Genomic DNA, 17,993 nt, shown 5'->3' with positions numbered 1-17,993 from the left:
GACGGTGACCGCCGCGAGCGCGGCCAGCGCGGGCAGGGCGACGCGGGCCCGGCGGCCGGGGCGCCGGCGCGCTGCCGGGGGTGGGACGGGACGGGTCTCGGCGGGGTTCACGAACGCTCTCCTGCTCCTCGGGAAGGACGCCCCGGGCCGGGAGGCTCGTCCTCCCGCCTCGCCCGACGACGTGGTCCCACCCTCGCGGTCGGGGTACCTCGCGCACATCGCGCGCAGGCACACACCGCGGTTGCGACCTTTCGGCACAGCCGCCTCCTCCCTGAGGAGGAGGCGCCCCGAGACGTCCCGAGACGCCCGCTCCGCGGCGGACCCAGCGGCGATCAGCTCTCACGGCGGTCGGACGGCCGTCGCGGGCAGCAACGGTGGTCGGGACAGCCCGCGCGGCGGCCGAACACGGCGGGCGGGCCGGCGCGCGCGACGCCGCGGGCGGTCAGCCCTCGCGGCGGTGCCACAGACTCCCGCGGTCCAACTGTCGCAGCACCCGGTCGGCGACCTCCGGTGTCATCCCCGGCTCGGTGCGGGCGTCCAACACCGCACGCCGGGCCGCCGACATCATCTCGCCGCGCAGCTCGTGGAGTTCACGGGCGCGCTGCAACCGGTCGGCGACCTGCTCACGGCGCTCCTCGTCGGCCAGCTGCGGCGAGATCAGCCACGCCATCTCGTGGGCGCGCTGCACCATGCGCTCGGCGGCCTCCTCCGAGACCCGCCCCTCGGCCTCCAGCTCCCGCAGCCGCGCCCGGCAGGCGGTGGCGACCCGCACGGCCAGCGCGCGTTCCTGGGCCTGCTCGCCGCTGCCGTCGGAGGCGACGCCCAGCCGGCCCGTCAGCCACGGCAGGGTGAGCCCCTGGATGACGAGAGTGCCCAGCACCACCACGAAGGCGACGAAGACCACGGCGTCGCGGCCGGGGAACGCCGCGCCGGAGTCCACGGTCAGCGGCACCGCCAGTGCCAGCGCCACGGAGGCGACGCCCCGCATCCCGGCCCACCACATGACGACGGTCTCCCGCCACCCCAGGGGGATCTCCTCCCCGCTGTCCGGCCCGCGACCCAGCCGACGCGCCAGCCACGCGGCGGGCGCGAGCCACAGCAGCCGGACCAGGACGACGGTGGCGAGCACCAGCAGCGACGCGGGGAGCAGCGCGTCGAGCCGGTCGCGGGAGGTGTCGAGGACGGCGTGGACCTCCAGCCCGATCAGTCCGAAGGCGACGCCGGTCACCAGGGTGTCCACCACCGACCAGAAGCTGTGACCGGTGAGGCGGCCCGCCACGTCGTCCGGGTCGGCCGCGTGCTCGGCGAGGAACAGCGCCGTCACCAGCACGGCGAGGACACCGGAGCCGGAGAGTTCCTCGGCGACGCTGTAGGAGGCGAACGGCACCAGCAGCGTCAGCCCGGTCGCGAGGGTCGCGTCGCCCAGCAGCGGCATCAGCCGCGACGCTCCCCAACCGAGGAGGATGCCGACGGCCACGGCCACCGCCGCCGACAGCACCAGCTCCCCCGCCGCGAGCGTCACGGAGAACGTCCCCGTCACGGTCGCGGCGATCGCCACGTGGTAGAGGGTGATCGCGGTGACGTCGTTGAAGAGGCCCTCGCCCTCCAGGATCGACACCATGCGGCGCGGGAGGCCCAGCTTTCCCGCGACCGCCGTCGCCGCGACCGGGTCGGGCGGCGCGACCAGCGCACCGAGCGCCACCGCACCGGCCAGCGGCAGCCCCGGCACGACGGCGTGCGCGACCGCCGCCACCGCCGCCGTGGTGACGAAGACCAGCGCGACGGCGAGCAGCAGGATCGGGCGGAGGTTGGTGGTGAACTCGCGCCAGGAGGTGCGCTGCACCGCGGCGTACAGCAGCGGCGGCAGCACCAGCGGCAGGATGTACTCCGGCGGGATCTCCACGTCCGGCACGAACGGGAGTATCGCCAGCGCCGCCCCGAAGAGCGTCATCAGCACCGGCGGCGGCAGCCGGAGCCGGTCGCCGAGGGGCACGATCACCACCGCGCCGAGCAGCAGCGCGAAGAGCAGGGTCAGCTGGTCCATGGCGCTGATCCTCGGCTCAGGCGGAGTCCTCCCGCACCGTCTCCAGGGCGTGGCGCAGGTCTTCGGGGTACTCGCTGGCGAATTCCACCCACTGGCCGTCACCGGGGTGGGTGAATCCGAGGCGGACCGCGTGCAGCCACTGCCGTTCCAGCTTCAGCCGCGCTGCCAGCTTGGGGTCGGCCCCATAGGTGAGGTCGGCGACGCACGGGTGGCGGTGCGCGGACATGTGGACGCGGATCTGGTGGGTGCGCCCCGTCTCCAGCTTGACGTCGAGCAGGCTGGCCGCGCGGAACGCCTCGATGAGGTCGTAGTGGGTCACCGAGGGCTTCCCCTCGGCGGTGACGGCCCACTTCCAGTCGTGGGTGGGGTGGCGGCCGATCGGCGCGTCGATGGTGCCGCTCATCGGGTCGGGGTGGCCCTGGACCAGCGCGTGGTACCGCTTCTCGACGGTCCGCTCCCGGAACTGCTGCTTCAGGTGCGAGTAGGCGTGCTCCGACTTGGCGACGACCATCAGGCCCGAGGTGCCGACGTCCAGCCGGTGGACGACGCCCTGGCGCTCGGCGGCGCCCGAGGTGGAGATCCGGTAACCGGCGGCGGCGAGGCCGCCGATGACGGTGGTGCCCCGCCAACCGGGGCTGGGGTGCGCGGCCACGCCGACGGGCTTGGAGATGACGACCAGGTCCTCGTCGTCGTGCACGATCACCATGCCCTCGACCGGCTCCGCCACCAGCTGCACCGGCACGGCGGGGGCCGGCATCTCGACCTCCAGCCAGGAGCCGCCGGTGACCCGCTCGGACTTGCCGACCTCGGCGCCGTCCAGCCGGACCTTGCCGGCCGCGGCGAGCTCGGCCGCCTTGGTACGGGAGAAACCGAGCATCCGGGCGAGGGCTGCGTCCACACGCTCCCCCTCCAGGCCGTCGGGTACGGGCAGGGTCCGGGTCTCGGGAAGGGTGCTCACCGGACCGAGTATGACGGACGGCGCGAACCGCACCGTCCCCGGGCAGGTGGGGGCGCCTCCCGGGTGGCCGGTCGGACCGGGGCGTCAGGGGTTGCGGGGGGCCGCGTCGCCGGTGCCCGCCCCGCCGGAGGCGGGCGGCTCGTCGCCCGCCTCCGCGGCCTCGGCGGCCGGACCGGTCGTCCCGGGGGTGTCGGCGGCGGACGGCGCGGGGGTGTCGGCGGCGGACGTCCCGGGGGTATCGGCGGCGGACGTCCCGGGGGTATCGGCGGCGGACGGCGCGGGGGTGTCGGCGGCGGACGTCCCGGGGGTACCGGCGGCGTCACCGGTGGCCTCCGTGGCGGGCTCCTGCTTCTCGTCGTCGTCCCGGTGGACCGTGCCGTCCGGGTCGAGCCCGCGGAAGGACAGCAGCACGATGAGGATGCCGCCGCACACGATCGCGGAGTCCGCGAGGTTGAAGACCGCGAAGTGCTTGGGCGAGATGAAGTCCACGACCGCGCCCTGGAAGACACCCGGCGCGCGGAAGACACGGTCCGCGAGGTTGCCGAGGGCGCCCCCCAGCAGCAGGCCGAGCGCCACCGCCCACGGCGCGCTGTAGAGCTTGCGGGCGAGCCGCAGGATGACGATCACTACGACCGTCGCGATACAGGTGAAGACGACCGTCAGGGCCTGGCCCATGCCGAAGGCGGCGCCGCTGTTGCGGACCGCCTCGAACTGGAGCCACTCCCCCACGATCTGGACGGGCTCCCGGCCCTCGAGCCACTCCACGGTCCAGATCTTGGTGATCAGGTCGAGGACGAAGGCGGTGACGGCCACGGCAGCCAGCACGCCGATCCGCCGCCGACCGCGCCCGCTCGCGGCGGTCTCCCCGGAGCCCGTGCCCGGCCCGTCGGCCGCGTCCGCTCCGGCGGGGGTGCCCGGCTCGATGCTTCCCGAGTCGTCCGGCGACGGGCCGCTCACGGCCCCGTCCGCGGTTCCGGACCGCTCGGCGTCGCCGGCAGCGCGCGCCTCGGGGCCCGAACCTCGGGTCTGATCCGGTGTGTCAATGGTCCGCTCCGCCTCTTTCACGTGAACGAGAGTACGGCACCGTGCCGGGCGGCCCCCAGGCACGGTTGGCGGCCTCCGCACCGCCGGTTCGGCGTCGCGGAGGGGTGGGCGGGCGGCGCCGCCCGGGGTCAGGAGCGGCGCTCCAGGCGCTGCTTGCAGGCGACGCAGAGCGTGGCGCGGGGGAACGCCTGCATGCGGGCCTTCCCGATGGGCTGTCCGCAGTTCTCGCACAGCCCGTAGGTGCCGGCCTCCAGCCGCGCCAGGGCCCGCCCGGTCTGGCGGAGCATCTCGCGGGAGTTGCCGGCGAGCGCCATCTCGTGCTCGCGCGTGACGTTCTTGGTCCCCACGTCGGCCTGGTCGTCCCCCGCGCCGTCGCCGGAGTCCCGCATCAGGCCGGTCAACGCCTGCTGCGTGGCGTCGATCTCCTCCCGGAGCCTGGCGGCGTCCGAGGTGAGTTCTGTCCGTGCCTCCTCCACCTCGGCGGCCGTCCACGGGTCCTCCCCGGGCCGGACCGCGAGGTCGGCCGGATCGATCGCGCCCTCGGGAGCGGGTTCGCCCGACTCCGACGCCGTCGTCTTCTCCGCTGCCACCTGATCGGCTCCTGTCTGTCCGGCCGGGGCGCCGTCCGCGTCCCGCCCTGTCCTGGTCCCGACGCCGCCGTCGGCCGCGTCGGGGCCCGCCTCGGCCGCGACCCGCCCCTTCGCACCCTTCGGCGGCTTCGCCGACTTCCTCGTGGACGTCCCGGCGCGCTTCGTGGCGGGCTTCGCAGCCGGGGCCGCCACCCGCGCGGCGCCGCCCCTGGCCGCCGACTGCTGTCCGGCCGTCCGCTTGGCCGACGCCTTCTTCGTCGCCCGTCCGGCGGTCGACCGACCGCCCTCGTCCGGCTGTCCACCCGCGGGCGGGGCCTCCCCGCCCGCCGCGTCGTGGTCCGCCGCAGCGCGGGCGGTCGCCCGGCGGGCCTGGCTGCGCTCCGCCGCGGTGGCCGATCCTCCGGCGGACGCCACCGGCCGACCGGTCCCCGAGGCCTTCTTCGCCGCCTTCTTCGCCACCGCTCTGCGGGCGGCGGAGTCGTCGTGCGCCACCATGGCCGCGCCCCTTTCACATAGCGTGACATCGCGCGCGTATCGTGACGGGAACGATAAATCGGCACAGGCCGCGCGGCAACGTGGGCGCGCCGAACGGCCTCGCGCGGGCGGCGGACGCCCCGCACAGCGGGACAACCCGGTCGAGGTCGGCGCCCGATCGCCGTACACTGGGCGGCAGCGAGAGGCATCGACGGGGACGAGTAGCGTCGCAGGCGGCCGAAGCGACCCGGGGACGGTGGAAGCCCGGGGGCAGGCACGGCGTGAAGATCACCCCCGAGCCGCCGGAGGAACGCCCCCAGCGGGGGTCAGTAGAACCGGCAGCGCTGACCCAACTGAGCGGGTGGTGGACTGCACCGGCAGACCGCCGCCAAGGAGGGTGGTACCGCGGGACGCGCGCCGAACGGCGCCGGGCGTCTCGTCCCTCCGACGGAACGCGTCACGTCCCGCCGGAGGATGCCCCCGATGTCGTCAGACCCGAAGCCCAGGTACCGCGCGGTGCCCGCGCAGGTGGACCTGCCCGCGCTCGAGCACGAGGTGCTCGACTTCTGGCAGGAGAACAAGACCTTCGTCCGCTCCATGGAGCAGGCCCAGGGCCGCCCCGAGTGGGTGTTCTTCGAAGGGCCGCCCACGGCCAACGGGATGCCGGGCACCCACCACATCGAGGCGCGGGTCTTCAAGGACGTCTTCCCCCGCTTCCGCACGATGCGCGGCTACCACGTCGCCCGCAAGGCCGGCTGGGACTGCCACGGCCTGCCCGTGGAGCTCGCCGTCGAGCGGGAGCTCGGGTTCAGCGGCAAGAAGGACATCGAGGCGTACGGCATCGCCGAGTTCAACGACGCGTGCCGTGCGTCGGTGACCCGTCACACCGACGCCTTCGCCGAGCTGACGCGCCGCATGGGCTACTGGGTCGACCTCGACGACGCCTACCGGACGATGGACCCGCAGTACATCGAGTCGGTCTGGTGGTCGCTGAAGGAGATCCACGGCAAGGGCCTGCTCTCGCAGGACCACCGGGTCGCGCCCTGGTGCCCCCGCTGCGGGACCGGCCTCTCGGACCACGAGCTGGCGCAGGGATACGAGTCGGTCGTCGACCCCTCGGTCTTCGTGCGGATGCCGCTGACGTCCGGCCCGCTCGCGGGCGAGGCGTCGCTGCTGATCTGGACCACGACCCCGTGGACGCTGGTCTCCAACACCGCCGTCGCCGCGCACCCCGAGGTGACCTACGTCGAGGCCACCGACGGCGAGGAGCGGCTGGTCGTCGCCGAGAACCTGCTGGAGAAGGCGCTCGGCGAGGGGTGGACCGCCACCGGCCGTTCCTTCACCGGCGCCGAGATGGAGCGCTGGTCCTACCGGCGCCCCTTCGACCTGGTCGCCTTCGACCCGGAGGCGCCGGCCGCGCACTTCGTGGTCCTCGCCGACTACGTCACGACCGAGGACGGCACCGGCCTGGTCCACCAGGCCCCCGCCTTCGGCGAGGACGACCTGCGGACCTGCCGCGGCTACGGACTGCCGGTGGTCAACCCGGTCCGCGGCGACGGCACCTTCGAGGAGGAGCTGCCGCTGGTCGGCGGTGTCTTCTTCAAGAAGGCGGACGAGGCCCTGGTCGCCGACCTCGACGCCCGCGGTCTGCTCTTCCGCCACGTCGCCTACGAGCACAGCTACCCGCACTGCTGGCGCTGCCACACCGCGCTCCTCTACTACGCGCAGCCCTCCTGGTACATCCGCACCACCCGGATCAAGGACGCGCTGCTCCGCGAGAACGAGCGCACCAACTGGACCCCGGAGTCCGTCAAGCACGGCCGCTTCGGCGACTGGCTCAACAACAACGTGGACTGGGCGCTCTCCCGCAACCGCTACTGGGGCACCCCGCTCCCGGTCTGGCGCTGTGAGGACGACCACCTCACCGTCATCGGCTCGCTTGCCGAACTGAGCGAGCTGACCGGCACCGACCAGTCGCAGCTCGACCCGCACCGCCCGTACATCGACGCGGTCACCTTCGCCTGCACCGCCGAGGGCTGCTCCCGCACGGCCCAGCGCGTCCCAGAGGTCATCGACTGCTGGTACGACGCCGGCTCGATGCCGTTCGCGCAGTGGGGTTACCCGCACCGCAACAAGGAGCTGTTCGAGCAGCGCTACCCGGCACAGTTCATCTCCGAGGCGATCGACCAGACCCGCGGCTGGTTCTACACGATGATGGCCGTCGGGACGCTGCTGTTCGACCGCTCGTCCTACGAGAACGTCGTCTGCCTCGGGCACATCCTGGCCGAGGACGGCCGCAAGATGTCCAAGTCGCTGGGCAACATCCTGGAGCCGATGCCCCTGATGGAGCAGCACGGCGCCGACGCCGTCCGCTGGTTCATGGCCGCCGGCGGCTCGCCCTGGGCCGCACGCCGCGTCGGCCACGGCACCATCCAGGAGGTGGTGCGCAAGACCCTGCTGACCTACTGGAACACGGTCGCCTTCCAGGCGCTGTACGCCCGCACCTGCGACTGGTCGCCGTCGGAGGCCGACCCGGCGCCGGCGGAGCGCCCGCTGCTGGACCGCTGGCTGCTCAGCGAGCTGCACGCCCTGAACGCCATGGTCACCACCGCGCTGGAGGGCTACGACACCCAGCGCGCCGGCAAGCTGCTGTCGACCTTCGTGGACGACCTGTCCAACTGGTACGTGCGGCGGTCGCGTCGCAGGTTCTGGCAGGGCGACCGCGCCGCGCTGCGGACGCTCCACGACACCCTGGTCGCCGTGACGCAGATGATGGCGCCGCTGGTGCCGTTCATCACCGAGCGGGTGTGGCAGGACCTGGTGGTCCCGGTGACGCCCGACGCACCCGACTCGGTGCACCTGTCCAGCTGGCCGGCGCCCGACGAGTCGATGGTCGACCCGGAGCTCTCCCAGGACATGCTGCTGGTGCGGCGACTCGTCGAACTGGGCCGCGCCACCCGGGCGGAGTCCGGCGTCAAGACCCGGCAGCCGCTCTCCCGGGCGCTGGTCGCCGCGCAGGGCTTCGAGCTGCTCGGCGACGACCTGCGGGAGCAGGTCGCCGAGGAACTCAACGTCGCCACCCTCGCCTCGCTCTCCGAGATGGGCGGCTCCCTGGTGGACACCACCGCCAAGGGGAACTTCCGTGCGTTGGGCCGCCGGTTCGGCAAGGGCACCCAGGCCGTCGCCTCCGCCATCGCCGCGGCCGACGCCGCCGAGCTGTCGGCGGCGCTGCGCGCCGGGACAGCCGCGGTGACGGTCGACGGCGAACACGTCGCGCTGTCGCCCGAGGAGGTCATCATCACCGAGACCCCCCGCGAGGGCTGGTCGGTGGCGTCCGACCCCGGCGCCACGGTTGCGCTCGACCTGGAGATCACCCCGGAGCTGCGCCGCGCCGGCCTGGCGCGCGACGTGATCCGGCTCGTCCAGGAGGCGCGGAAGAACAGCGGCCTGGACGTGGCCGACCGCATCGCCGTCCGGTGGCGCGCCACCGGCGAGGAGCTGGCCCGGGCGCTCGCCGACCACCAGGCCCTGGTCGCCGGCGAGGTGCTCGCCGCGGAACTGGCCGAGGGCGACGCGGCCGACGAGGACGGCTTCGGCGAGGAGTTCCGCGACGAGGCGTTGGGTCTGACGTTCCGTCTGCGCCGCCACGAGGGCTGAGCGGCACCCCTTCGGTGGGGGGGGCCCCTGGGCCGCCCCCACCATCGGACACGGCACAGGGGCGGGGCCCGGACTCGTGAAGAGTCCGGGCCCCGCCCCTGTGAACTACTGCCTCCGGCGTCAGCCGTCGGTGCTCAGTTGTCGTCCTCGTCGATGAGGAAACCGCGCATCGGCGACGGCGCCTGCTGCACCGGCTGCGGCGCCTGCGGCCGGACCGGGGACATCGGCTGGGTCATCGCCGGGGCCATCTGCTGCTGACCGCCGTACGACGACTGGCCGCCCGGTCCGTTCGGACCGCCGCCCATCATCGGACCGCCGCCGCTCGGGCCGCCCATCGACTGGTGGCCACCGCCACCGGGCGAGGGTGCACCGGCCGAGGCCATCGACGGGCTCGGCGAAGCCGGCAGCGAAGGCGCCGACGGCGTCCGAGGCGGAGCCAGGGAGTCGTCCGACTGGCTCTCCAGCTGACGCAGCTGGCTCTCCAGGTAGGACTTCAGACGGGTGCGGTACTCGCGCTCGAAGCCACGCAGGTCCTCGACCTTGCGCTCGAGCGTGGCGCGTGCGGACTCCAGCGAGCCCATCGCCACGCGGTGCTTCTCCTGCGCGTCCCGCTCCAGCGCGTCGGCCTTGGCTCGGGCGTCCCGCTCCAGGCCCTCGGCACGGCTGCGCGCCTCGCCGACGATCTTGTTGGCCTCCGAACGGGCCTCCGCGATCGCCTGGTCGGCGGTCTGCTGCGCCAGCGAGAGCACACGGGCGGCGGACTCGTTGCCACCCTGCTGCTGCTGGGGCGGCATGCCGAGCGGACCACCGGGACCACCGGGGTGACCCTGCTGGGGACCACCGGGGCCGCCGGGACCACCGAGGTGGCCCTGCTGCGGACCACCGGGGTGACCACCGGGACCGCCCATATGGCCCTGCGGACCACCGGGGTGACCCTGCTGCGGACCACCGGGACCACCGGGATGACCCTGCTGCGGACCACCGGGGTGACCACCGGGACCGCCCATATGGCCCTGCGGACCACCGGGGTGACCCTGCTGCGGACCACCGGGACCACCGGGACCACCGGGACCACCGGGACCACCGGGATGACCCATGGGGCCGCCGTGGCCGCCGGGACCGGCGGGCAGTTGCGGCGGGCCGCCCATGGGACCGCCCTGCTGGTGACCCTGGGGGTGACCCTGCTGCGGACCACCCTGCTGGTGCCCCTGCTGGTGACCCTGCGGGGGACCGCCCTGCTGGTGGCCGCCCTGCTGGTGACCCTGCTGCGGACCGCCCTGCTGGTGGCCGCCCTGCGGTCCGGATATGGCCGGCGGGCCGCCCGGCCTCTCCTGGGGGTCGGGTTTGCGCATGTTCTGCTGGTTCTGTGCCGCGGCGCGCGTGGCCGCCGCGAGCTTGGCCCGCAGATCCTCGTTCTCCCGTAGGAGTCGGGTCAGTTCGGCCTCGACCTCGTCGAGGAAGGCATCGACCTCGTCCTCGTCGTAGCCTTCGCGCAGCCGGACGGTCGTGAACTGCTTGTTCCGCACGTCCTCGGGGGTCAACGGCATCTCTTCACCTCAACGTGAGTCGTCGGCATATCGACTGGAACGTACTGGTTCACAGCAGCCCAGCCACGACGTTGATCAGGATGTAAACGATGATCATGAGTACGAAGAAGGACAGATCGAGCGTCACGCCCCCGAAGCGCAACGGCGGGATGACCTTCCTCAACGCCTTCAGCGGCGGATCGGTGACGGTGTAGGCGCCCTCGAGCGCCACCACCATCGCCTTACCCGGCTGCCACGAGCGGGCGAACATGAAGACGTAGTCCATCACCAGCCGGAACAACAGGACGAAAAGGAAGCAATACAGGACGACGTAGACCACGCCCCATACGGTGCCCATCGTGGCTCTTTCCCTCTCCCCTGTGTTCCGCCCGACCGGTCGGCCGGGCTTCTCTGCCGACGGTGTACCCGTCAGCTCTGGTTGAAGAACCCGCCCTCGGCGATGCGGGCCTTGTCCTCCGCCGTTACATCGACGTTAGCAGGCGACAGAAGGAAGACCTTCTGCGTCACGCGCTCGATGCTGCCATGAAGCCCGAAGACCAGACCAGCGGCAAAGTCGACAAGTCGCTTCGCATCGGTGTCGTCCATCTCCGTCAGGTTCATGATCACCGGAGTGCCCTCGCGGAAGTGTTCCCCGATGGTACGGGCCTCGTTGTAGGTCCGAGGATGCAGAGTCGTGATCCGGTACGGCTCCCGCTCCGACACGACCTTGGGCATGATCACCGGCGCACTCTTCTCCAGGCTCGGGCGTTCGGATGTGATGGAAGACACGGGAGCGATCCTCCCGGCTCGGCGGCTGTCTGTCATCAGGGAGACCGGAGCGGGCTCCGGCTCGCGCTCCCGCTGCGCCGGGGGATGCACCACCCGCGCCACGGGCTCCTCCGGCGGCTCCCGCCTCTCCGGTTCATGGCCCTGCGGCCGTCGTCCTCGTTCCGGCTCCGGCTCCGGCTCGAAGTCGTCATCGGGGCCGTAGCCCTGACGGTCGTAGCCGTCGTCCTCCACGAGGCCGAGGTAGACCGCCATCTTGCGCATCGCGCCAGCCATCGCTGCGTCCTCCGCTCGGTGGTGGACCGGCTCCGACTCTCGGGGCCGGGTTCCTGGTGTATGCCCGTTTATCCGGGAATCACCATATTTTCGGCTGTAGTCCGACTTGATTGGCGACGTTACCGGAGCGGGGGGCGGACTCCGAGTACCGCACTGCCGACACGTACGTGTGTCGCACCGGCGGCGATCGCCTCCTCCAGATCAGCACTCATACCCGCGGACACCATGGTCGCAGCAGGAGCCCCCACACGCAGGCTCCTTGACAATTCCGCCACGCGCTCGAAGGCCGCCGCCGGACGCCCGGCGTACGCCCCCTCCAGCGGTGCGACGGTCATCAACCCGGCGAACCGGAGCCCGGGGGCGCGCATGATCTCCTCCGCGAGCCCTCGGACTTCCTCGGGCGCCGCGCCGCCGCGAGCGGCACCCCCGCCGCCCTCGCCTTCCTTCTCCAACGCCACCTGCACCAGCGCCGCGACCTCGCGGCCGCCGCGTTGCTCGGCGGCGGCGGACAGGGCCTTGACCAGGCGCGGGCGGTCCACGGAGTGCACGTAGTCGGCGTACTCCACCACCGAACGCGCCTTGTTGGTCTGGAGCTGGCCGACGAAGTGCCAGCTGAGGGGAAGGTCGGCACAGGCAGCCGCCTTCGCGGCGGCCTCCTGGTCCCGGTTCTCGGCGACGTGCCGCACCCCGAGCCCCGCGAGCAGCCGCACGTCCGAAGCAGGCCAGAACTTGGTGACCACGATCAGCGTGACCGCCTCGCGGTCACGCCCGGCGGCCTCGCACGCACCCGCCACACGCTCCTCGACCCGCGCGAGCGCCGAGCGGAGTTCGGCCGGCCGCCGTTCCTGCTCGGCCGGACCCTCGTGGGGCTCAGCCATGGTGGCCACCGGTCCAGACATAGCCGGCGAGGCGACCGGTGACGCGTTCGCGCCGGTAGGAGAAGTGGTCGGCGGACTCCAAGGTGCAGACCGGGGAGAGCGCCACGTCCCGGACGCCGCGCGCCCGCAGCTGGGAACGCACCCCGGCGGGGATGTCGATGGCGGGTGTCCCCCAGGAGGTCGTCCCGGCCGTTCCCGGGACCAGCGCCTCCACCTCGTCCCGCAGCTCGGCCGGCACCTCGTAGCAGCTGCCGCAGACCGACGGCCCGGTGCGCGCGGTCACGCGGCCCGGGTCGGCGCCCAGCGCCGCCATCGCTTCCAGCGTCGCGCCCACCACGTCCGCGGCCAGCCCCGGACGGCCCGCGTGCGCGGCACCCGCGACCCCGGCCACCGGGTCCGCCAGCAGGACCGGGACGCAGTCCGCGGTCAGCACGGCGAGCACCGCACCGGGCGTGGCCGTGACCATGGCGTCGACCGCGGGGGCCTCGCCGGGCCAGGGGCCGTCCACGACCGCCACGTCCGCGCCGTGCACCTGGTTCATCCAGACCACCGGGCCCGCGGTCGGGCCGAGCGCAGCCGCGGCGAGCGCCCGGTTGGCGGCGACGGCCTCGGGGTCGTCGCCGACGGCACCGCCGAGGTTGAGCCGCTCGTACGGAGCGGCGCTCACCCCGCCCCACCTGTCGGTGAAGGCGAAGTGCGCGCCGCCCGTCGAGTACTGCTGTGCTATCACCGTCTCGCGTTCCCTCCGGCTCCTCGTGGGGCCGGCCGGGAACGGCCGGCCCCACGGGGAACCGAGTCGGGAAGTGTCAGCCCGAAGGCGTCACTTCAGGAAGTCGGGGACGTCCAGCTCCTCCGCCGGACCGCCCTCGTAGGGTCGGGCCGAGGGTACCTGGGGCGGCGACAGCGGGGACTCCGCCTTCGGCGCGGGCGCGGGCTCGGCCTGCTTCTCCTCCTCGCGCGGCGGGAGGGCGCCGAGACCGCCGAACGCGGGGCGCTCGGGCTCCGGGTCGGCCGCCGGGCGCTCGGCGGGGGCGCTCTCGTCACGGCCACCGAAGCCCGTCAGGGCCTTCTCCCGGTTGCGCGCCGGGGGCTGTCCGCCGTCGAAGCCGGCGGCGATCACGGTGACCCGCACCTCGTCGCCGAGGGCATCGTCGATGACCGCGCCGAAGATGATGTTGGCCTCGGGGTGGGCGGCCTCGCTCACCAGCTGGGCCGCCTCGTTGATCTCGAAGAGACCGAGGTCGGAACCGCCGGAGATGGAGAGCAGCACACCGCGGGCGCCGTCGATGGATGCCTCCAGCAGCGGCGAGGAGATCGCCATCTCCGCGGCGGCGACCGCGCGGTCGTCGCCCCGGGCCGACCCGATGCCCATCAGCGCCGAACCCGCCTCGGACATGACCGACTTCACGTCGGCGAAGTCCAGGTTGATCAGGCCGGGGGTGGTGATGAGGTCGGTGATGCCCTGCACACCGGAGAGCAGCACCTGGTCGGCCGACTTGAAGGCGTCCAGCACGCTGACCTGGCGGTCGGAGATGGAGAGCAGCCGGTCGTTGGGGATGACGATGAGGGTGTCGACCTCGTCGCGCAGCGCCGCGATGCCGTCCTCGGCCTGGTTGGCGCGGCGACGGCCCTCGAACGTGAACGGCCGGGTCACCACGCCGATGGTGAGCGCACCCAGGGTGCGTGCGATGTTGGCCACCACCGGGGCGCCGCCGGTGCCGGTGCCGCCGCCCTCACCCGCGGTGACGAAGACCATGTCGGCCCCCTTGAGGACCTCCTCGATCTCCTCGCGGTGGTCCTCGGCCGCCTTGCGGCCGACGTCGGGGTTGGCACCGGCGCCGAGCCCGCGGGTGAGTTCCCGGCCGACGTCCAGCTTGACGTCGGCATCGCTCATCAGGAGTGCCTGGGCGTCCGTGTTGATGGCGATGAACTCGACACCCTTGAGACCGACCTCAATCATCCGGTTGATGGCGTTGACGCCGCCGCCGCCGATACCGACGACCTTGATGACTGCGAGGTAGTTCTGCGGTGCTGCCACGTCGAAGGCCTCTCGCCTCGAGTTACGTGTCGTCGTCCGCGTCTGCTCGCGGAGCGCGACTGATGCCGTTGGGACGGGAGAAGGCCCGACCCGAACCCTAAAGCCCAAGTTTAGGGTTACCTGTGCTTGTCATTCCTGGGATTCCTGGAACGGACACTAAGTCGACAAGCGGTGCGCGTTCAACGAACACGCCGGGCCTCCCGCTTTTCTTTTCACCCTATGTGATCACGCGCCGTCTCCGCCAACCCGGGGGTTGACCAGCGTCGATGACGTCAGCAAACACCTGGTTGGGCGTCAACCCGACTCGGCCGCCGGGGAGCTGGGAACGGTCACGTCGAAGTGCCGGGCCTCCGGCACCGCTTTCATCACCGCCGTCAGCGAGGTGGCCTTGGCCTCCGGTTCGTCGGGGCTGCCCCAGAGAACGGTACGCCCGTCCGTCAGCTCCAGCAGCACGGCGTCCCAGGAACGGACCCGCACCACCTCGGTGACCTCCCGCACCTCGTCCGGCAGCGCGGAGACGACGCCCACCGCGCCCAGCCGGATGCGGTCCTCGCCGAAACGGCGCAGCCCGGCGCCGGAGTCGAGCTCCATCTCCAGCATGGGGACCCCCTCGACGGCGTCGGGGACGACGGCGAACGCGACCCCCTCGGGGTCCACTTCGACGTACCCCTCGGGGTCGGGGACGAGCACCTCCGCCTCCCGCTCGGTGACCTTCAGGCCCACGCCGTTGGGCCAGGCGCGCACCACCTCGACGTCACCGGCGCGCGGCAGGGTCTCCAGGACGCGCTGCCGGACCGCTCCCTTGTCGAGCGCGGCCATCGGCGCGCCCAGCGGCACCGCGGCGGCCTCCTCGATCTCGGCCCGCTCCAGCTGCCGCGGGCCGCCCGTCCAGTCGACCGACACGTGCTCGACCCGCAGCCACTGCGACCCGTACAGCGCCCAGACGCCGAACCCGCCGGCGGCGACGCCCAGCACGAGCAGCCCCGCCAGCAGCCCGCGCCCCGGCAGCCGGAGCCGGCGCGGGGGCGGGCCGGTGGGCCCGGGCGCGCCGGAGCCGGTGTCGAGAGGTCCCCGCTCCTCGTCCCGCTGGGCGGTACTCACCGGTCCGGCCACGCGCCTGACTCCTGACTGTTGGGGCGGCGGCTACGCCTGACGCGCAGCGATCGCCTCGTACACCAAGCCGACCAGCAGCTCGTCGGCGTCCGGCCGGCCGAACTCGGCCGCGGCCCGCGACATCGCGAGCAGTCGGCCGGGGTCGGTCAGCACCGGGAGGACGTTCTCCCGCACCCAGTCGGCGGTGAGGTCCGCGTCGTCGACGATCACACCGCCGCCCGCCTTCACCAACGGCTGGGCGTTGAGCCGCTGTTCCCCGTTGCCGATCGGCAGCGGGACGTAGGCGGCGGGCAGCCCGACGGCGGAGAGCTCGGCGACGGTCATCGCGCCCGCCCGGCACAGCATCATGTCGGCGGCGGCGTAGGCGAGGTCCATCCGGTCCACATACGGTACCGGCACGTAGGGGGGCATCCCCGGCATGTTGTCCGGTCGCGGCAGGTCGTTCTTGGGCCCCACCGCGTGGAGGACCTGGACGCCCGAGCGCTGGAGGGCGGGGGCGACCGACTCGATGACCTCGTTGAGCCGCCGCGCGCCCTGCGAACCGCCGGAGACCAGGAGCGTCGGCGGGGCCGCGTCCAGGCCGAAGGCGGCGCGCGCCTCGTGACGGACCGCCATCCGGTCCAGCGTCGCGATCGAACGGCGCAGCGGGATGCCCAGGTAGCGGGCGTGGCGGAGCTTGCTGTCCGGCGTCGAAACGGCGACGTGCTTGGTGTAGCGGGCGCCGATCTTGTTGGCCAAGCCCGGCCGGGCGTTGGCCTCGTGGACGACGATGGGCACACCGCGCCGCTTGGCGGCGAGGTACGCGGGCATGGCGACGTAGCCGCCGAACCCGACCACGCAGTCGGCCTTGGTGCGCTCCAGGACCTCCTCCGCCGCCTTCACCGTGCCGCGCAGCCGGCCGGGAACCGTGATCAGTTCCGGGGTCGGCTTCCGCGGTAGCGGCACGGCGGGGATCAGCGCCAGTTCGTAGCCTCGTTCGGGGACCAGACGGGTCTCCAGACCGCGCTCCGTGCCGAGGGCCGTGATCCCCACGGAGGGGTCCTGCCTGCGCAGGGCGTCCGCGAGGGCGAGCGCGGGCTCGATGTGACCGGCGGTCCCTCCGCCTGCGAGTACGACATGCACCGAATTTCACCGCTCTCCGGACGACGCGTTCACCTCGCGCCGCCTCTTCGACGTCCAACCCAGCCCGGCCGGCCTCCTGCCGTCCGGGCGCCGCCGCGTGGCCAGCGCCGCCCGTGCCGCCCGATCGCCGCGCGCGAAGGCGATCAGCAGTCCGACGGCGAACATCGTGGGCAGCAGCGCGGACCCTCCGTAGGAGAACAGCGGGAGGGGGACGCCGGCGATGGGCAGCAGCCCGAGCACCGCACCGATGTTGATGACGACCTGCGCCATCAACCAGGTGGTGATCCCTCCCGCGGCATACCTGACGAACGGGTCCTCCGTGCGTCCGGCCACGCGGATACCCGCATAGCCTAGAGCGGCGAAGAGCCCGAGGACGGACAGCGTCCCTGCGAGGCCGAGCTCCTCCCCTGTGATGGCAAAGATGAAGTCCGTGTGTGGTTCGGGGAGTTCGCCCCATTTCTCCACGCTCGCCCCCAGCCCCGATCCGAACCACCCGCCGGAGGCGAGGGCGTAGATGCCATGGGCGGCCTGCCAGCACTCGTCCCCGGGCCCGGGGTCGGAGGCCATGACGCAGGAGAGCCGTTCCATGCGGTGGGCGGCGGTGGCCATGAAGACCGCGCCGATCGCGGCCGTCATCCCGAGGACGCCGACGAACAGCCGGGTCGGGGCACCCGCGAGCCAGAGCAGGCCGAAGACGATGGCGACCAGGATCATCACGGTGCCCATGTCACCGCCGACCATGATCAGACCGCAGACCAGCAGCGCGCCGGGGAGGAGCGGCACCAGCAGATGGCGCCACTGGTCCAACGTGCCGCGGTCCCCCTTGCGGGCGATCAGGTCCGCACCCCACAGCAGCAGCGCCAGTTTGGCGAACTCGCTGGGCTGGAGCATGAACGGGCCGCCGACGGAGAGCCAGTTGGTGTTGCCGTTGATCTCGACACCCACGCCGGGGATCTGCACCGCGACCAGCAGCACGATGGAGACCGCGAGGAAGGGGTAGGTCAGCGCGCGCAGCAGCTTCACCTGCATCCGCGCGGCCAGCACCATCAGCACGCCGCCGATGACGGCGGCCACCAGTTGCTTCTGGAAGAAGTACGTCGCGGGGAGGCTGTTGCGCAGCGCCTGGATCTGGGACGACGAGAAAACCATCACCAGGCCGAGCAGGATGATCAGCAGCGAGGTGCCCAGGACGACGTAGTAGGCCGTCAGAGGGCGGTCCCAGGCCCGTAGGAAGCGGCTCACCCAGGTGGAGAGGAAGGTCGGTGGGCGGGCGGGCGGTTCACCGCCGGAACCGCGCGGGGTCCGGCCGCGTGCCGGGTCGCGTGCCGGGTCGCGCCGAGCGCGCTCACGGGACCGTTGTTCGCCGGGTGGCGGACCGTCGCCCGCGGGTACGCGCTCCCTCACCGGTGTGCGCTCCCGACCGGCGGCGGCACCGCCGTCGCGGGACCGCGGGGTCCGGGCGGGGCCCTCGGCGCGGCGGGGCCGGC

The 17,993-nt window shown here is 73.0% G+C and carries 13 protein-coding genes and 1 pseudogene; 1 reads left to right on the top strand and 13 read right to left on the bottom strand.

Features of this window, described 5'->3' with window-relative positions; translation table 11 throughout:
• Positions 1 to 442: 442 nt before the first annotated feature.
• The 4 genes and pseudogenes from HCJ92_RS13765 to HCJ92_RS13750 form a co-directional block, all read right to left on the bottom strand.
• Positions 443 to 2,044: a Na+/H+ antiporter gene (locus HCJ92_RS13765; RefSeq protein ID WP_167933864.1), complete on the bottom strand. Its 1,602-nt coding sequence runs from the start codon at positions 2,042 to 2,044 to the stop codon at positions 443 to 445.
• A gap of 16 nt (positions 2,045 to 2,060) precedes the next feature.
• Positions 2,061 to 3,002 (bottom strand): RluA family pseudouridine synthase, encoded by a 942-nt coding sequence (locus HCJ92_RS13760; protein ID WP_167933863.1) that lies wholly within the window; start codon positions 3,000 to 3,002, stop codon positions 2,061 to 2,063.
• A 360-nt stretch (positions 3,003 to 3,362) separates the two neighbouring features.
• A pseudogene (gene lspA / locus HCJ92_RS24965) lies at positions 3,363 to 4,067 on the bottom strand (signal peptidase II); the annotation flags it as partial.
• Between the two features lie 107 nt (positions 4,068 to 4,174).
• Positions 4,175 to 5,131, bottom strand: a complete 957-nt coding sequence (locus tag HCJ92_RS13750) for a TraR/DksA family transcriptional regulator (RefSeq protein ID WP_167933861.1) — start codon at positions 5,129 to 5,131, stop codon at positions 4,175 to 4,177.
• A gap of 462 nt (positions 5,132 to 5,593) precedes the next feature.
• On the opposite strand from HCJ92_RS13750, the gene ileS reads away from it, so the two are divergent.
• Complete coding sequence (gene ileS / locus HCJ92_RS13745; RefSeq protein ID WP_167933860.1) at positions 5,594 to 8,767, top strand: isoleucine--tRNA ligase; 3,174 nt, start codon at positions 5,594 to 5,596, stop codon at positions 8,765 to 8,767.
• A 134-nt stretch (positions 8,768 to 8,901) separates the two neighbouring features.
• On the opposite strand, the gene HCJ92_RS13740 is transcribed toward ileS, so the two are convergent.
• The 9 genes from HCJ92_RS13740 to ftsW form a co-directional block, all read right to left on the bottom strand.
• Positions 8,902 to 10,314, bottom strand: coding sequence for a DivIVA domain-containing protein (locus HCJ92_RS13740; protein ID WP_167933859.1), 1,413 nt, complete (start codon positions 10,312 to 10,314; stop codon positions 8,902 to 8,904).
• 49 nt (positions 10,315 to 10,363) lie between these two features.
• On the bottom strand, positions 10,364 to 10,651 hold the full coding sequence (locus HCJ92_RS13735; protein ID WP_167933858.1) for a YggT family protein: 288 nt from the start codon (positions 10,649 to 10,651) through the stop codon (positions 10,364 to 10,366).
• Positions 10,652 to 10,722: 71 nt separating this feature from the next.
• Positions 10,723 to 11,355, bottom strand: a complete 633-nt coding sequence (locus tag HCJ92_RS13730) for a cell division protein SepF (RefSeq protein WP_167933857.1) — start codon at positions 11,353 to 11,355, stop codon at positions 10,723 to 10,725.
• Positions 11,356 to 11,474: 119 nt separating this feature from the next.
• A complete protein-coding gene (locus HCJ92_RS13725) occupies positions 11,475 to 12,233 on the bottom strand; it encodes a YggS family pyridoxal phosphate-dependent enzyme (RefSeq protein WP_167933856.1) in 759 nt (252 codons plus the stop codon).
• Positions 12,226 to 12,963, bottom strand: coding sequence for a peptidoglycan editing factor PgeF (gene pgeF, locus HCJ92_RS13720; RefSeq protein ID WP_167933855.1), 738 nt, complete (start codon positions 12,961 to 12,963; stop codon positions 12,226 to 12,228). Before pgeF ends, HCJ92_RS13725 begins: the two co-directional genes overlap by 8 nt.
• A 90-nt stretch (positions 12,964 to 13,053) precedes the next feature.
• Positions 13,054 to 14,271, bottom strand: coding sequence for a cell division protein FtsZ (gene ftsZ, locus HCJ92_RS13715; protein WP_167933854.1), 1,218 nt, complete (start codon positions 14,269 to 14,271; stop codon positions 13,054 to 13,056).
• A 294-nt stretch (positions 14,272 to 14,565) separates the two neighbouring features.
• The gene (locus HCJ92_RS13710; protein ID WP_167933853.1) at positions 14,566 to 15,384 is read right to left on the bottom strand and encodes an FtsQ-type POTRA domain-containing protein; all 819 of its coding nucleotides are present in this window, start codon (positions 15,382 to 15,384) and stop codon (positions 14,566 to 14,568) included.
• A 30-nt stretch (positions 15,385 to 15,414) separates the two neighbouring features.
• The gene (gene murG / locus HCJ92_RS13705; RefSeq protein WP_167933852.1) at positions 15,415 to 16,506 is read right to left on the bottom strand and encodes an undecaprenyldiphospho-muramoylpentapeptide beta-N-acetylglucosaminyltransferase; all 1,092 of its coding nucleotides are present in this window, start codon (positions 16,504 to 16,506) and stop codon (positions 15,415 to 15,417) included.
• A 6-nt stretch (positions 16,507 to 16,512) separates the two neighbouring features.
• A complete protein-coding gene (ftsW, locus tag HCJ92_RS13700) occupies positions 16,513 to 17,910 on the bottom strand; it encodes a putative lipid II flippase FtsW (RefSeq protein ID WP_167933851.1) in 1,398 nt (465 codons plus the stop codon).
• Between the last annotated feature and the right edge of the window lie 83 nt (positions 17,911 to 17,993).

The organism is Streptomyces spiramenti, assembly GCF_012034385.1.
GTDB classification, from domain to species: Bacteria; Actinomycetota; Actinomycetes; order Streptomycetales; family Streptomycetaceae; genus Streptomyces; species Streptomyces spiramenti.
Note: the sequence above shows the minus strand (reverse complement) of the source record. Positions and strands in the feature narration are given on the sequence as shown.

What these genes read in the sequence shown, in the direction of transcription:
- HCJ92_RS13735 (WP_167933858.1), bottom strand. Translation starts at nt 10,651, where the DNA reads ATGGGCACCGTATGGGGCGTGGTCTACGTCGTCCTGTATTGCTTCCTT.
- HCJ92_RS13740 (WP_167933859.1), bottom strand. Translation starts at nt 10,314, where the DNA reads ATGCCGTTGACCCCCGAGGACGTGCGGAACAAGCAGTTCACGACCGTC.
- HCJ92_RS13725 (WP_167933856.1), bottom strand. Translation starts at nt 12,233, where the DNA reads ATGGCTGAGCCCCACGAGGGTCCGGCCGAGCAGGAACGGCGGCCGGCC.
- HCJ92_RS13765 (WP_167933864.1), bottom strand. Translation starts at nt 2,044, where the DNA reads ATGGACCAGCTGACCCTGCTCTTCGCGCTGCTGCTCGGCGCGGTGGTG.
- HCJ92_RS13750 (WP_167933861.1), bottom strand. Translation starts at nt 5,131, where the DNA reads ATGGTGGCGCACGACGACTCCGCCGCCCGCAGAGCGGTGGCGAAGAAG.
- HCJ92_RS13730 (WP_167933857.1), bottom strand. Translation starts at nt 11,355, where the DNA reads ATGGCTGGCGCGATGCGCAAGATGGCGGTCTACCTCGGCCTCGTGGAG.
- ileS (WP_167933860.1), top strand. Translation starts at nt 5,594, where the DNA reads ATGTCGTCAGACCCGAAGCCCAGGTACCGCGCGGTGCCCGCGCAGGTG.